Here is a 14,357-nt window from a genome sequence, read left to right as displayed (position 1 = left end):
GCACGCTACTCGTGGACGACGGTGTGGGCGGGCGGTTCGGGTGGCGGCGCCGCATCCGGGCCGACGACGACGAATTGCCCCATCATGCCGTCGTCCTCGTGCCGGAGCAGGTGGCAGTGGTACATGTACGGCGTCGCGGGATCGGGGTGACCGGTGAACCGCATCAGCAGCCGGACGGTGCGCCCCGGTGCGATGTAGACGGTGTCCTTCGGGCCGGACAGGGCGGGGTGGCCGTCACCGAGAACGCGGAAGCTCGTCCCGTGGACGTGGAAGTTGTGGATCGTGCCGCTGCTGTTGCGGACCTCCCACACCTCCGTGGCGCCGGCGGCGACGGTCTGGTCGATCCGGGACATGTCCGTTTCGCGGCCGTCGATGGTGCCGGAGCCGGTGAGGTCCAGGTGCCGGGTGACGTCGGGGGGACCGGGATCCTCGTGGGTGACCGGTTCCCCCTGCACCTGCGCGCTGGGCGTGAGCGTGCGCGCGGCGCGCAGCTCGAGGATGTCGAACTCGTCGTCACCGCCGGAGAACCTGGTCTGCCAGAAGTCCGCACCCAGGTCCGGCGGGGTACTGCGGAGCACGGTCGTCGCGCCCGCGGGCAGCGCGACGACAATCTCGGCGCGCTCGCCGGGGGAGAGCTGGATGCGGCGCATCGGTGCCGGATTCGTGAGCGGGCCGCCGTCGGTGCCGACGAGCAGGAACGGCAGACCGGTGTCGAAGGAGAAGTTGTACACGCGAGCGTTGGAGGCGTTGAGCAACCGCAGCCGGATCCGCTCGGCGGTGACGTCGAGGTAGGGCCGCGGGGTGCCGTTGACGACGATCTCGTCGCCGAGGAGGCCGACGGCGGCGAACATCGCGCCGTCGGTGGCGAGTTGGTCACGGTCGAACCGCTTGTCCTGCACCACGAGTGGGATGTCGTCGATCCCGTACCGGTCGGGCAGGGGTGGACCGCCGGCCGGGTCGTCGAGCAGGAACAGTCCGGCGATCCCGCGGTAGACGTGGTCGGCGGTGGTGCCGTGCGGGTGCGGGTGGTACCACAGCGTCGCGGCCGGCTGGTCGACTGTCCACTGCGGACTCCACGTCGCCCCCGGGGCGATCGGCTGGTGCGGGCCGCCGTCCACGGCGGCCGGCAGGTGCATGCCGTGCCAGTGCAGGGTGCTCGCCTCGTCGAGCTCGTTGGTGACGTTCACCCGGACCTGTTCGCCGCGGCCGGCACGCAGCGTCGGCCCGAGGTACGACCCGTTCACGCCCCAGGTCCGGGTGCCGGGACCGTGCCCGAGGTCCGTGGTGCCGCGCTGCATGGTCAGGTCGAACACGCGGACCCCGTCGGGTGCGATCGTGCTCGTCGCGAGCGGCGGGATGCGCAGCGCACGGTCGAAGGTGACCCGGCCGGTGGTGTCGACCACCGCCGAGTTCCACGCGTGCGCGACGAGGCCGCCCGCGATCGCCGTGAGGACGACGATCACGGCGACGAGCGCGCCGGAGAGTTGCAGCAGGACCCGCTTCACGAGATCGATACTGCTGCGGCGGGCGGGGCGGCACATCCGGGCACACACCGGAAATCGGACTGGGGGACAACCCCGAAAGGACCGGTGTGCGCGGGTGCTCCCGGCGGACCGAACGGGGGGGTTCCTCTGACGAGCGGGTGGTTGCCGGGCCCGAGGCTCGGCCGGTGCCGCGGGAACCGCCTTCTCGTCGCGAACCGGCAGGGGACCCGTCAGCGCGCAGAGCGGATCGCCGGGATCCGATCGTGCCGATCGGCCCGGACGATGCTGGGGAGCAACAGCTCCCACATCTGGTCGAGGCGGGCCTCGAGGTCCGCGCGGTCGGCGAGAACCATCGACAGCAGGTACACCCCCGCGACGGAGGAGACGAGGAACCGGGCGTGCGCGGCCGGGTCCAGTCGGGCGCTCAGTTCCTCTTCGTCCGACGCACGCCGGAACAGGGCTTCGAACACCGTGATCCAGCTTCGGTAGGCCTCGCGGTCGCCGCGTTCGTACTCGCCGGTCAGCCGCAGTCCGGCCTGGACGATCAGATCTTCGCTGAACAACCGTCCGAGCGCATGGGTGAGCGCGACCAGCTGCTCGAGGGCGGGGCCGTCGGCGTGCAGGACGGTGCCGATCGCGGCACGGGTGCGCTGTTGCTGTTCGCTGATCAACGCTTGCACCAGGGCGTCCTTGGTGGGGAAGTGGAAGGTCAGTGCTCCCTTGGTCACTTCGGCCGAGGCTGCGGCCTCGGCGAGGGCCGTGCCGTGCACGCCGTTGTCGGCGAACAACCGCGCGGCGGCGAGAAGGATCTGCTGTCGGGTCCGGATCGCGCGCTGCTGGGCCGGGCGCCCGACCGCGGGAGCCTCGGACGGCGGATTCGCAGCGGCCGGAGTGGCTGCCGGCTCGACGGTCGGTGCACCGACGCAGTCCCGGGTCATCTCCACTCCTCGCATTGTCGGCCGCCCTGCGTGACCGGGTGCGGACCGGGGGTGGTCCGTTCGGGCCGGCCCCCCGAGCCTGCCCGAACGGACCCTCACCCCTCCGCTCCCTGCGGTGCCACCAGAGGCCCGTCCGTGCCGCGGCACAAGGCACGTCCCGGAGGTCTGTCTCTGGAAGCGCTCCCAGCATACCACCGAAAAACCAGTCGTCCGGTTTTGGCGGCACCCACGCCGGTGGAGTGCTCGACGGCTGTCCCCTGCCGGGAGCCGTCCCTCGGCAGCGATTTCCGGCCCGGTGAATTCCGGCTCGAATGTCACATTCGATTCGTGGCCGGTGTCTCCATGCCGAGAGAGCAAGCAACCGAAGGAGGAATCATGACCAGCAGCACCAGGATCCCGAAGGCGGAGCTGACCGGCATCTACGGCGCGCTCGTCGAGCGGATGTCCCGGAAGATGCTCGGGGACGTGCCCGAGGGGGTGGGGGTGATGTGGCACAACCGGAAGGTGCTGAACTTCGGCTTCGGGGTCGGTCGCCGGATCCAGAAGTGGGACCGGTGTGACGAGAACCTGAAGTCGTTCGCCCATATGGCGGTGGCCAGCCTGGTCGGGTGCAGTTTCTGCCTGGATCTCGGCTACTTCCATGCCCACAACAAGGGGTTGGACGTGGCGAAGGCGCGTGAGGTGCCACGGTGGCGTGAGTCGGATGTCTTCACGCCGCTGGAGCGCGACGTCATGGAGTACGCCGAGGCGATGACGCAGACGCCGCCGACGGTCACCGACGAATTGTCGGCCCGGCTGCTGGAGGCACTCGGCCCGGCCGCGATGGTGGAGCTGACCGCTTACATCGCGCTGACGAACTTCATGACCCGCTCCAACACCGCGTTCGGCATCGAGTCGCAGGGGTTGTCCGCCGCCTGCAATCTCGAGCCGCTCGCCGTAGCGTCGAAGTCGTGACCGACGACCCGTTCGTCGCCCACCGCAACCTGCTCTTCACCGTCGCCTACGAGATGCTCGGCTCTGCCGCCGACGCCGAGGACGTCGTCCAGGAGACGTGGCTGCGGTGGGCGGACGTGGACCGGACGCAGGTGTGGGACGCGCGGGCCTATCTGGTGCGGATCGTCACCCGGCTGGCGCTCAACCGGCTGCGGGCATTGGCGCGGCAACGCGAGGAGTACGTCGGGGAATGGCTGCCCGAGCCGCTGCTCACGACTCCCGACGTGGCCGAGGACGCCGAACTCGCCGAGAGCGTCTCGATCGCGATGCTCACCGTGCTGGAGACCCTCGGTCCGGTCGAGCGGGCAGTGTTCGTCCTGCGTGAGGTGTTCGATACGCCCTACGACGAGATTGCCGAGGCGGTGGGCAAGACCCCGGCCGCGGTCCGGCAGATCGCCCACCGTGCCCGCCGGCACGTCGCGGCGCGGCGACCGCGGATGCGGGTGGAGCCGGCCGAGCAGCTGGCGGTGGTCGAGAAGTTCATGACGGCCCTCGCGACGGGCGATGTGCAGGGCCTGATGGAGGTGCTCGCCCCGGACGTGGTGGCGATCGCCGACGGCGGCGGGGTGGTGCCGGCGGCCCGGAAGCCGATCGCCGGAGCCGAGAAGCTGGCGGCGCTGCTGATCCGCCTCGCCCAGGCCCCGGGCTTCGTGGCGGCCGGTGCCTGGCTCAATGGGATGCCGGGCGCACGTTTCGAGGTGGAGGGCGCAGCCGCTGCGGTGAGTCTGGTGGTGGAGGACGGCCGGATCACCCGCCTCTACGCGGTCAACAACCCCCACAAGCTGGGGCGGCTGGGAACGTCGGCGGAACTGCGGCGGTGACCGTCCCGCCCGGCGGGCCGCGCAATTCGAACATATGTACGATGAGCGAGGACGGTCGAGCCGAAGGCGGTGCGGGGATGGGCTGGGGGAGTGGGCCGCCGACCTGGTCGGAGCTCGAACGCGTGTTGTCGGGCCGGCCCCGACGCGACGTGGAATTCCCCGGTGACGGCAGCGACAGTCCCGCCTGGTCGCGCACCCGCGGAGAGTACGAACCGCGCGTCCGGCCGCCCGACGGGCCCGTCGTGCCCTACGCCGAACTGCACGCCCACTCGGCGTTCAGCTTCCTCGACGGTGCTTCCGGTCCCGAGGAACTCGTGGAGGAGGCGGTGCGTCTCGGCCTCGAAGCCGTTGCGCTCACCGACCACGACGGTCTCTACGGCGTCGTGCGCTTCGCCGAAGCTGCCCGCGAACTGGGGATGCGCACCGTGTTCGGCGCCGAACTCTCCCTCGCCGCCGGAGCGCCGGACGAGACGCACCTCCTGGTCCTCGCGCGCGGGCAGGAGGGGTATCGGCGGTTGTCCCGCGAGATCGCCGCCGCGCATCTGACCGGTGGGGAGAAGGGCCGGCCGCGCTACGACTACGACGCGCTCACCGATGCGGCCGGCGGGCACTGGCAGATCCTCACCGGCTGCCGCCGCGGGCACGTCCGCCGAGCCCTCGAGGTCGGGGGCCCCGAGGCGGCCGAGACGGCCCTGTGCGACCTCGTCGAGCGCTTCGGCGCCGACCGGGTCACGGTCGAGCTCACGCACCACGGCCTCCCCGAGGACGGCGAACGCAACGCGTTGCTCGCGGAACTCGCCGATCGCCGAGGTCTTTCGTGCATCGCCAGCACCGCGGCCCACTACGCCACGCCGGACCGCCGGCGACTGGCGACAGCGCTGGCCGCCATCCACGACCGGCAGAGTCTCGACGAAGCCGCGGGCCGGCTCCTCCCGACCGGGGGCGCCCACCTGCGTTCCGGCGCGGAGATGGCGCACCTGTTCGCCGCCCACCCCGGTGCGGTCCGCCGGGCCGCCGAACTCGCCCGGGACTGTGCGTTCGACCTGCGGCTCATCGCCCCGAACCTGCCCCCGTTCGACGTACCCGAGGGGCACACCGAACTCAGCCGGCTGCGCGAACTCGCCCTGCACGGGGCGCGGCACCGTTACGGCACCCCCGAGGACGATCCGGCGGCCTACCGGCAGATCGAGCACGAACTCGATGTCATCGGCCGGCTGAACTTTCCCGGCTACTTCCTCGTGGTGCACGACATCGTCACCTTCTGCAAGGACAACGACATCCTCTGCCAGGGGCGAGGTTCGGCCGCCAACTCCGCCGTCTGTTACGCCATCGGCATCACCAACGTCGACCCGGTCCGCAACGAGCTGCTCTTCGAACGCTTTCTGTCCCCGGAACGCGACGGACCCCCCGACATCGACATCGACATCGAGTCCGACCGGCGGGAGGAGGCCATCCAGCACGTCTACGCCAAGTACGGGCGGACCCACGCCGCTCAGGTCGCCAACGTCGTCACCTACCGCGGCAAGTCCGCCGTCCGCGACATGGCGCGGGCCCTCGGCTACGCGCAGGGCCAGCAGGACGCCTGGAGTCGCCAGGTCACCAGGTGGCACGGCGTGGAACAGGAGCCCGACACCGACATCCCCCCGTCCGTCCTCGCACTCGCCGCACAGGTCGAAGGACTGCCGCGCCACCTCGGCATCCATTCCGGCGGGATGGTGATCTGCGACCGTCCCGTCGCCGACGTGTGCCCGGTCGAATGGGCCCGGATGGCGGGCCGCACCGTGCTGCAGTGGGACAAGGACGACTGTGCCGCCGCGGGACTGGTGAAGTTCGACCTGCTCGGACTGGGCATGCTGTCCGCGCTGCACTACATGATCGACCTCGTCGCCGAGCACGAAGGAGTCACGGTGGATCTCGCTCGTCTCGATCTCGCGGAGGAAGGGGTATACGAGATGCTGCGCCGCGCCGACGCCGTCGGGGTGTTCCAGGTCGAGTCCCGCGCGCAGATGGCCACCCTCCCGCGCTTGAAGCCACGCGTCTTCTACGACCTGGTGGTCGAGGTGGCGCTCATCCGGCCGGGTCCCATCCAGGGCGGGTCCGTGCACCCGTACATCCGGCGCCGCAACGGGCTCGAACCCGTCACCTACGACCATCCCTGCCTCGAGAAGGCCCTGAAACGCACCCTCGGGGTGCCGCTGTTCCAGGAGCAGCTGATGCAGATGGCTGTCGACGCCGCCGGGTTCACGGCGGCCGAGGCCGACCGGCTGCGCCGGGCGATGGGGGCCAAGCGTTCGACCGCGAAGATGGAACGGCTGCGCGGCCGGCTCTACGACGGCATGCGCGAGCGGCACGGCATCACCGGCGACGTTGCCGACCGCATCTACGAAAAGCTCTATGCCTTCGCGAATTTCGGTTTCCCCGAGAGTCATTCGCAGAGCTTCGCGGCCCTGGTGTTCTATTCGGCGTGGTTCAAGCTGCATCATCCGGCGGCATTCTGTGCGGGCCTGCTGCGCGCGCAGCCGATGGGGTTCTACTCCCCGCAGTCCCTCGTCGCCGACGCCCGCCGTCACGGTGTCGTGGTCCACGGACCGGATGTGAACGTGAGCCTCGCCCAGGCCACCACCGAGAACCGCGGCCGGGACGTGCGTCTCGGCCTCGGCGCGGTCCGCCACCTCGGTGACGCGCTCGCCGAACGGATCGTCGCCGAGCGCACGGCGCACGGCCCCTACGCGTCGTTCCCGGAACTGTCCCGGCGGGTCGAGCTGAGCACCGTCCAGGCCGAGGCCCTCGCCACGGCGGGAGCCCTCGGGGGCCTCGGTATCACCCGCCGGGAGGCGCTGTGGTCGGCGAGCGCGGCTGCGGCGCAACGGCCGGACCGGTTGCCCGGCGTCGGCGCGTCGACGCAGGCCCCCGCACTGCCCGGCATGAGCGATGTCGAGCTGGCCGCCGCGGACGTGTGGGCGACGGGGATCTCCCCGGACAGCTATCCCACCCAGTTCCTGCGCCCGCAGCTCGACGCGCTCGGCGTCGTGCCGGCGGCGCAGCTGCTGCAGGTCGCCGACGGGGCGCGGGTGCTCGTGGGGGGCGCGGTCACGCACCGGCAGCGACCCGCGACCGCCGAGGGCGTGACCTTCCTCAACCTCGAGGACGAGACCGGGATGGTGAACGTGGTGTGTTCCGTGGGGCTGTGGGCGCGGTACCGCACGCTCGCGCACACCGCACCGGCGCTGCTGGTACGCGGACGGGTGCAGAACGCGGAGGGAGCGGTGACGGTGGTCGCGGACCGGTTGCAGCGCATGGATCTGCGCATCACCGGAAAGTCCCGCGACTTCCGTTAGCATCCTGCGGCATGCGACGCCCGCTGGTGATCCTGCTCGCCCTGCTGTTCCTCGCCGGATGCGCCGGAGGCGGCGAGGGGGCGGGTGACGGAACCGCGGCCGCACCACCGCAGCCGTCCCTGTCCGACGGCACCCGCGAATCGGCACCTGCGGACGCGCAGCCCACTTCGCGCAAGGAGATCGTCACCGGGCACCTGGTGCTGCGTGCCGGCGATCCGGTCGCTGCCGGACGACAGGTGGTGACGCTCGTCGAGGCGGCCGGCGGCCGGGTGGACTCGGTCACCGAGCAGCCGGGCGCCGCCAGTGTGCTGACCGTCCGGGTGCCGGCGGACCGGCTCACCGGGACGATCGAGGACATCCGCGGGCTCGGCGACGTGACCAGCCTGACCACCACCCGCGAGGACGTCACGCTCCAGTACACCGATCTCGAGGCGCGGATCGCGGCCCTGCAGTCGTCGGTGGACCGGTTGCGCGCGCTGATGGCCTCGGCCGCGACCACCGCCGACCTCATCGAGGCAGAGAACGCGCTGGCGCAGCGTCAGAGCGAACTCGACGGTCTCGTCGCCCAGCAGCGCTACCTCGCCGACCAGATCGAGCTGTCCACGCTGACCGTGGAGATCTCGGCGGAGCGCCGGGCGGACCGGGACAGTTTCGTGGACGGGGTCCTCGCCGGATGGGGTGCGTTGCGCTCGGCGCTGGCCGGGTCGGTGGTCGCTCTGGGGGTCGCGTTACCGTGGGTGGGGTTTCTCGCCGTGTGCGCAGCCGTCGTCTACGTGGTCGTCCGGCTCGTCGCGCGGCGGGGCAGACCGGAACCAGTCCCGAACCCGGAGAGGAACGACCAGGATGCGTGAGGTCGGCCTGGCCACCCTGGACACCGCGCTCGCCGCCGGTGCCCCCGTCATCGACGTCCGTGAGCGCGACGAGTACCTGCAGGTGCGGGTGCCCGGGGTGACGCTCATCCCGCTCAGCGAGTTCGTCGCCCGCGCCGACGAGATTCCGGACGCGGACACGGTCTACGTGATCTGCGCGGTCGGTGGACGCAGTTCGCAGGCCGCCGGCTATCTGGTCGGACGTGGCATCAACGCCGTGTCGGTGACCGGCGGAACCGTGGCCTGGCAGCAGTCCGGCCGCGACGTGGAAGTCGGGGTCTGACCGGGCGCGCTCGCACGGGAGCGTCCGGCCTGCCGTCAGATCGCGGCGGCGACGATCGCCACGGCGCCTGCCACGATGGCGGCGAGGGCGACGGCCAGCAGCGCGGAACCGACCATGGCCACGGCGACGAGCGCACCCACGACCGTGAGGACGCCCGTGAGGGCGACGCCTGCGTGTGGATCCTCGAGCAGTGCCGACGGATTCTTCGGACGGTGGGGAAGATGTGGTGCCGCCATGTCTGTTCTCCGAGTCGTTCGTCCGACTGCCGGGCGGCGAGCGCGTCGCCGGGTGCCCCGGAATCGATCCGGATACCGAGAGTCCCCGGCGCCGGTGTCACGGCCGACGCGGGAAAATCACGAAATGATAACGACGTATAACGATTCGATGCGGAGTCCGTTCTTCGTGCAGCGCAACGAGAGGCGGGACATCGACGTCCGGGCCGTCGCCCGGGACGGAGCCGCCGGCCTACCGGGCCAGCGACGGTAGCACCGCGCCGAGGACGTGCGGCATCCACGGCGCGAACACCTGGGGGGACTGCTCCACGTCGCGCACGACCTCGGTGAGGGACTGGAACCGCACCTCGGCCACCTCGCTCGGGACGGGACGGGGCGCCGTGTGCACGCGTCCGACGACGACGTGGTCGAATTCGTGCTCCATGAGCGACGAACCCGGATCGTGGGCGGAGTAGACGACCGAGGCCACCTCTCGCAGGCCCGACGGGTGCACACCCAGTTCCTCCCAGCTGCGCCGGGCCGCGGCCTCGAGCACGCTCTCACCCGGGAGCGGATGCCCGCAGCAGCTGTTGGCCCACAGGCCGGCGAAGTGGTATTTGTCCAGGCTCCTGCGCTGCAGCAGGACGTTGCCGTCGGCATCGAGCAGAAACGCCGAGAATGCGCGATGCAGCGGAGCCGGAGGGCGGTGCGCTGCCACCTTCTCGGCCGTTCCCACTTCCCGACCGTCGCGGTCGACCAGCACGACAAGAGTCACGACGTCTCCACCTCCCCGTTCCACGTTCCCACAGTTGCGGCGTTTCCCCACGACGAGGCTCCGCGCGGCGTCGAAGGGGATTCGGGGCCGTCCCCGGCGCGGATGGGTCCGTTGCCCGGCCGGTTCAGACGGCCCCCGCGAAACCGTGCTGACGCCACGCCTCGTACGTGACCACCGCCGCCGCGTTCGACAGGTTCAGCGAGCGCCGGCCCGGCAGCATCGGAATCCGCACCCGGGTCGTGACGTGGGGATCGGCGAGCACCTCGTCGGGCAGTCCCGTGGGTTCCGGCCCGAAGAGGAACACGTCGCCGGGCCGGTACTCGAGCGCGGCATACGACACGCTCGCATGTGCGGTGAATGCGTACACCCGCTCCGGCCGCAGCGCGGCCCACGCGGCCTCGAGGTCCTCGTGCACGCTCACCGACGCCAGATCGTGGTAGTCCAGGCCCGCACGCCGCAGTTTCGGCTCGGTGAGATCGAATCCGAGCGGCTCCACCAGATGCAGCTCGCAGCCGGTCCCGGCCACCATGCGGATCGCATTACCGGTGTTGGGTGGGATGCGCGGCTCGTAGAACATCACTCGGAACACCGATTCAGCTTGCCAGCCGCACCTCCGGCGGTGCCGCCGGGGACCGTCCACGCCCGGGGCGGACGGCCGTGCGGTGCCGGACGCGCGGCTGTCCGGGTACGCGAGCACCTCCGCCGGTGAGGCTGCGTCCGACGTTGCCGGGCGACCTGAGACAATGGTGGTCGTGACTGCGACGATCCTGGACGGCAAAGCGACCCGCGACGAGATTTTCGAGGACCTGAAGGCCCGCGTGGCCGCGCTGAAGGCGAAGGGCATCACCCCCGGGCTCGGCACCGTGCTCGTCGGCGACGACCCGGGATCCGCGGCGTACGTGCGCGGCAAGCACAACGACTGCGCCAAGGTCGGCATCAACTCGATCCGCCGCGACCTGCCCGCCGACACGACGCAGGAGCAGCTCGACGCGGTGATCGACGAGCTGAACGCCGACCCCGGCTGCACCGGCTACATCGTGCAGTTGCCGCTGCCGAAGCACCTGGACGAGAACGCCGCCCTCGAGCGCATCGATCCCGACAAGGACGCCGACGGTCTGCACCCGATCAACCTCGGCCGCCTGGTTCTCGGCAAGGAGGCGGCCCTGCCGTGCACGCCGCGCGGCATCGTGCATTTGCTGCGCCGGTACGAGGTCCCGATCGCGGGTGCCCACGTGGTGGTGGTGGGCCGCGGCGTCACCGTCGGCCGCCCGATCGGGTTGTTGCTCACCCGCCGCAGCGAGAACGCGACGGTCACCCTCTGCCACACCGGCACGAAGGATCTCGCGGCGGAGGTGCGGCGTGCGGACATCGTCGTCGCCGCTGCGGGTGTGCCGGGACTGATCACCGCGGACATGGTCAAGCCGGGTGCGGCGGTCCTGGACGTGGGGGTGAGCCGGACCCCGGAGGGCCTGCGCGGCGACGTGGCCGCCGACGTCGGCGAGGTGGCCGGGTTCCTCTCGCCCAACCCCGGTGGCGTCGGACCCCTGACCCGTGCGTTCCTGCTGGCGAACGTGGTCGAGCGAGCCGAACAGCTCGCCGGCCGCTGAGCCCGTGGTGCACCTGGCCGGCGCGGAGCGCTGGTTGCGGCTGGCCCGGCGGAACCTACCGCTGCTGGCGGTGACGGTCGTCATCGCTGCGGCGGTGATCCTCGTGGTGGCGGACCGGTGGCGTCGTGGCGCGTTCGTCTTCGGCAGCGCCACCCTGCTCGCCGGTCTGCTGCGCCTGTGGGTCCCCGAGGACGAGGTCGGGGTGCTCGCCGTGCGCAGCCGGGCCTTCGACGTGTCCGCGCTCCTCGTCGTGGGCGGACTCGTCATCGCGCTGGCGGTCTCGATCGATCCGCTCGGCACCGGATGAGCCGCCGGGCCGCGGCGGCCCGGCGGCGCGCGGCCCTCAGCCTCGTGCGAGGGTGACGAGCTCGGTCAGGAGTTTGGCGACGGCGCCGGCCTCGGTGAGGAAACCGTCGTGACCGTCCCGGGACTCGAGGACGCGCAGCCCGTCGCAGCCCGGCAGGCCGTCGGCGATCTCCTGTTGCAGGCGCAGCGGATACAGGCGGTCGGAATCCACACCGGCGACGATCGTCGGTACCGGGGTGGAGCCGAGTGCCGCGGCCAAACCGCCCCGCCCGTGTCCGACGTCGTGCCGATTCATGGCCTGGGTGAGCGCGACGTACGTACCGGGGTCGAACCGCGCGACGAGTTTGTCGGCCTGGTGCTCCAGGTAGCTCTGTACCGCGTATCGCCCTCCGTTCCAGGGGTTTTCGCTTCCCTGGGGGGAGTTCGCGAAGCGGGTGTCGAGTTCGCCCTCGGTCCGGTAGGTCAGGTGCGCGATCCGCCGTGCGATGCCCAGCCCGGTCCGCGGCACACGTCCGGTTCCGTAGTAGTCCCCGCCCTGCCAGTCCGGGTCGGCGGTGATGGCGGCGATCTGCGTGGTCTGGGTGCCGATCTGGTCGGCGGTGGCGCGGGCCCCGACGGCAAGGACGAGGGCCGCCTGCACCCGTTCCGGATACCCGATGATCCACTCGAGCGTCCGCATGCCGCCCATCGACCCGCCGGTCACGGCCGCCAACCTGTCGATGCCGAGCGCATCGGCGAGCGCGACCTCGGCGGCGACCTGGTCGCGCACCGTGATGCCGGGGAACCGGGAGCCCCACGCCTTGCCGTCCGGGGCGGGCGAACCCGGTCCGGTGGTGCCGCGGCAGCCGCCCAGCACGTTCGTCGCCACAACGCACCACGTGTCGGTGTCGATCGGCGCGCCCGGACCGACCATCCCGGTCCACCAGCCGGGCGACGGGTGTTCGGGTCCGGCCGGCCCGGTCACGTGCGAGTCCCCGGTGAGGGCGTGTTCGACGAGGACGACGTTGTCGCGTGACGGCGACAGCCGGCCCCATCGCTGCACCGCCACCGTCACGTCGGGCAGGGTGGCGCCGGACTCGAGCGTCAGCGGCCCGATGTCGACGGTCCCGAGACGGCCGTCCTCCGGCGGCAGTTCCACGTGGCGCCGGTCGACGCGCGCCGTCAAGACGCGACCGCCTCGAGGCCGGTGGTGAGGTCGGCGAGGATGTCGTCGATGTGTTCGATGCCGACGGCGAGGCGGACCTGGCCGGGGGTGACGCCGGCGGCGAGTTGTTCGGCGGCGGTGAGCTGGGAGTGGGTGGTCGAGGCGGGGTGGATGACCAGCGAGCGCACGTCGCCGATGTTGGCGACGTGGCTGTGCAGGGTCAGCGCGTTCACGAACTTCTTGCCGGCGTCGACGCCGCCGGCGAGTTCGAAGGTGACGATCGCGCCGGTCCCGCGCGGGGCCAGAGCCCGGCCGCGCTCGTACCAGGGGGAGGAGTCGAGGCCGGCGTAGGCGACGGCGGTGACCTCGGGGCGGCGGGCGAGGAAGTCGGCGACCCTGCCGGCGTTGGCGACGTGGCGTTCCATGCGCAGGCTCAGGGTCTCGAGGCCCTGGGCGATGAGGAAGGCGTTGAACGGGGAGACCGCGGCGCCGAGGTCGCGCAGCAGTTGCACGCGGGCCTTGAGGGCGTAGGCGGGGGCGCCGAGGTCGGCGTAGACCACGCCGTGGTAGCTGGGGTCGGGGGTGGTGAACTGGGGGTGGCGGGCGGTGCCGTCGGGTCCGGCGGCGGTCCAGTCGAAGGTGCCGCCGTCGACGATGACCCCGGCGATGGCGGTGCCGTGGCCGCCGAGGTATTTGGTGGCCGAGTGCACGACGATGTCGGCGCCGTGCTCGAGGGGGCGGATCAGGTAGGGGGTGGCGACGGTGTTGTCGACGATCAGCGGCAGGGCGTGCTCGTGGGCGACGGCGGCGACGCCGGGGATGTCGAGGAGGTGGTTTTTGGGGTTGGCGATGGTTTCGCCGTAGAAGGCGCGGGTGGTGGGGCGGACGGCGGCGCGCCACTGGTCGAGGTCGTCGGGGTCGTCGACGAAGGTGACCTCGATGCCGAGGCGGGGCAGGGTGTAGTGCAGCAGGTTGTAGGTGCCGCCGTAGAGGTAGGGGCTGGCGACGAGGTGGTCGCCGGCGGCGGCGAGGTTGAGGATGGCGTAGGTCTCGGCGGCCTGGCCGGAGGCGAGGAGCAGGGCGGCGACGCCGCCCTCGAGGGCGGCGATGCGTTGTTCGACCGCGTCCTGGGTGGGGTTCATGATGCGGGTGTAGATGTTGCCGGGTTCGGTCAGGCCGAACAGGGCGGCGGCGTGGTCGGTGTTGTCGAAGGTGTAGCTGGTGGTCTGGTAGATCGGCAGGGCGCGGGCGCGGGTGTCGCCGCCGGCGGGCTGTCCTGCGTGGATCTGCTTGGTCTCGAAGCTCCAGCCGTCTTCGCGCCGGGTGTTCTCGCTGTCGGTCATGATGTCCTTACTGGCCGTGGTCGGGAGGTCGGGGCGGCTAGTGACGACAGCTCATGATCACAACCCTCATGACGAATACCTCCATCGGACCGGCTTGTCGTGCGGCGTGTCGCCGGACGACCGGGTCATCACCCGGAGCACCCCACCCTGGCCGGAGGGTTGCCGACCAGCAAGCCGGGGCTTCACGCTGGTACTCATGACCTGGCGCGAGTCTAGCGGCTCGGACGGACGCTTCGGTAGGCGA

14 protein-coding genes and 1 riboswitch are annotated in these 14,357 nt (G+C 71.3%); of the genes, 7 read left to right on the top strand and 7 right to left on the bottom strand.

From position 1 onward, the window contains the following. Window positions 1-5 precede the first annotated feature (5 nt). Window positions 6-1,541, bottom strand: coding sequence for a multicopper oxidase family protein (locus LZP97_RS11740; RefSeq protein WP_048773459.1), 1,536 nt, complete (start codon window positions 1,539-1,541; stop codon window positions 6-8). Between the two features lie 173 nt (window positions 1,542-1,714). After that, window positions 1,715-2,422, bottom strand: a complete 708-nt coding sequence (locus LZP97_RS11735; protein ID WP_048773457.1) for a ScbR family autoregulator-binding transcription factor — start codon at window positions 2,420-2,422, stop codon at window positions 1,715-1,717. A 375-nt stretch (window positions 2,423-2,797) separates the two neighbouring features. On the opposite strand from LZP97_RS11735, the gene LZP97_RS11730 reads away from it, so the two are divergent. The 5 genes from LZP97_RS11730 (at window position 2,798) to LZP97_RS11710 (ending at window position 8,726) form a co-directional block, all read left to right on the top strand. Next, window positions 2,798-3,376 carry a carboxymuconolactone decarboxylase family protein gene (locus LZP97_RS11730; protein ID WP_040272407.1) on the top strand — a complete coding sequence of 193 codons (579 nt, stop codon included), beginning with the start codon at window positions 2,798-2,800 and terminating at the stop codon, window positions 3,374-3,376. Continuing rightward, window positions 3,373-4,236: an RNA polymerase sigma-70 factor gene (locus LZP97_RS11725; RefSeq protein ID WP_010595533.1), complete on the top strand. Its 864-nt coding sequence runs from the start codon at window positions 3,373-3,375 to the stop codon at window positions 4,234-4,236. The genes LZP97_RS11730 and LZP97_RS11725 overlap by 4 nt, the downstream gene beginning before the upstream one ends. Window positions 4,237-4,313: 77 nt before the next feature. Further along, on the top strand, window positions 4,314-7,574 hold the full coding sequence (locus LZP97_RS11720; RefSeq protein ID WP_048773455.1) for an error-prone DNA polymerase: 3,261 nt from the start codon (window positions 4,314-4,316) through the stop codon (window positions 7,572-7,574). 11 nt (window positions 7,575-7,585) lie between these two features. Continuing rightward, entirely contained in the window at window positions 7,586-8,425 is an 840-nt protein-coding gene (locus tag LZP97_RS11715) for a DUF4349 domain-containing protein (protein WP_010595531.1), read from the top strand. Further along, window positions 8,418-8,726 carry a rhodanese-like domain-containing protein gene (locus LZP97_RS11710; protein WP_010595530.1) on the top strand — a complete coding sequence of 103 codons (309 nt, stop codon included), beginning with the start codon at window positions 8,418-8,420 and terminating at the stop codon, window positions 8,724-8,726. Before LZP97_RS11715 ends, LZP97_RS11710 begins: the two co-directional genes overlap by 8 nt. Before the next feature lie 35 nt (window positions 8,727-8,761). Here the strand turns inward: LZP97_RS11710 and LZP97_RS11705 are convergent, their stop codons facing one another. From LZP97_RS11705 to LZP97_RS11695, 3 genes are all read right to left on the bottom strand, one after another. Then, on the bottom strand, window positions 8,762-8,962 hold the full coding sequence (locus LZP97_RS11705; RefSeq protein WP_010595529.1) for a hypothetical protein: 201 nt from the start codon (window positions 8,960-8,962) through the stop codon (window positions 8,762-8,764). A gap of 229 nt (window positions 8,963-9,191) precedes the next feature. After that, window positions 9,192-9,713 (bottom strand): isopentenyl-diphosphate Delta-isomerase, encoded by a 522-nt coding sequence (gene idi, locus LZP97_RS11700; RefSeq protein WP_040272413.1) that lies wholly within the window; start codon window positions 9,711-9,713, stop codon window positions 9,192-9,194. A gap of 124 nt (window positions 9,714-9,837) precedes the next feature. Continuing rightward, window positions 9,838-10,302, bottom strand: a complete 465-nt coding sequence (locus tag LZP97_RS11695; protein ID WP_026137509.1) for a tRNA (cytidine(34)-2'-O)-methyltransferase — start codon at window positions 10,300-10,302, stop codon at window positions 9,838-9,840. Between the two features lie 163 nt (window positions 10,303-10,465). On the opposite strand from LZP97_RS11695, the gene LZP97_RS11690 reads away from it, so the two are divergent. Then, window positions 10,466-11,320, top strand: a complete 855-nt coding sequence (locus LZP97_RS11690; RefSeq protein WP_190242314.1) for a bifunctional methylenetetrahydrofolate dehydrogenase/methenyltetrahydrofolate cyclohydrolase — start codon at window positions 10,466-10,468, stop codon at window positions 11,318-11,320. A gap of 4 nt (window positions 11,321-11,324) precedes the next feature. Further along, window positions 11,325-11,627 carry a DUF3017 domain-containing protein gene (locus tag LZP97_RS11685; protein ID WP_010595525.1) on the top strand — a complete coding sequence of 101 codons (303 nt, stop codon included), beginning with the start codon at window positions 11,325-11,327 and terminating at the stop codon, window positions 11,625-11,627. Window positions 11,628-11,663: 36 nt separating this feature from the next. Here LZP97_RS11685 and metX read toward each other — a convergent pair whose 3' ends face one another. Both metX and LZP97_RS11675 read right to left on the bottom strand, forming a co-directional pair. Next, on the bottom strand, window positions 11,664-12,764 hold the full coding sequence (metX, locus tag LZP97_RS11680; RefSeq protein ID WP_048773452.1) for a homoserine O-acetyltransferase MetX: 1,101 nt from the start codon (window positions 12,762-12,764) through the stop codon (window positions 11,664-11,666). Between the two features lie 23 nt (window positions 12,765-12,787). Continuing rightward, the gene (locus LZP97_RS11675) at window positions 12,788-14,113 is read right to left on the bottom strand and encodes a bifunctional o-acetylhomoserine/o-acetylserine sulfhydrylase (RefSeq protein ID WP_234575025.1); all 1,326 of its coding nucleotides are present in this window, start codon (window positions 14,111-14,113) and stop codon (window positions 12,788-12,790) included. Window positions 14,114-14,199: 86 nt separating this feature from the next. After that, window positions 14,200-14,315, bottom strand: a riboswitch (SAM riboswitch). Window positions 14,316-14,357 lie beyond the last annotated feature (42 nt).

This window comes from Rhodococcus sp. DMF-1 (genome assembly GCF_021441945.1).
GTDB lineage: Bacteria > Actinomycetota > Actinomycetes > Mycobacteriales > Mycobacteriaceae > Rhodococcus > Rhodococcus ruber.
The sequence above is the reverse complement of the archived record's forward strand: the minus strand, read 5'-3'. Positions and strand labels throughout refer to the sequence as shown.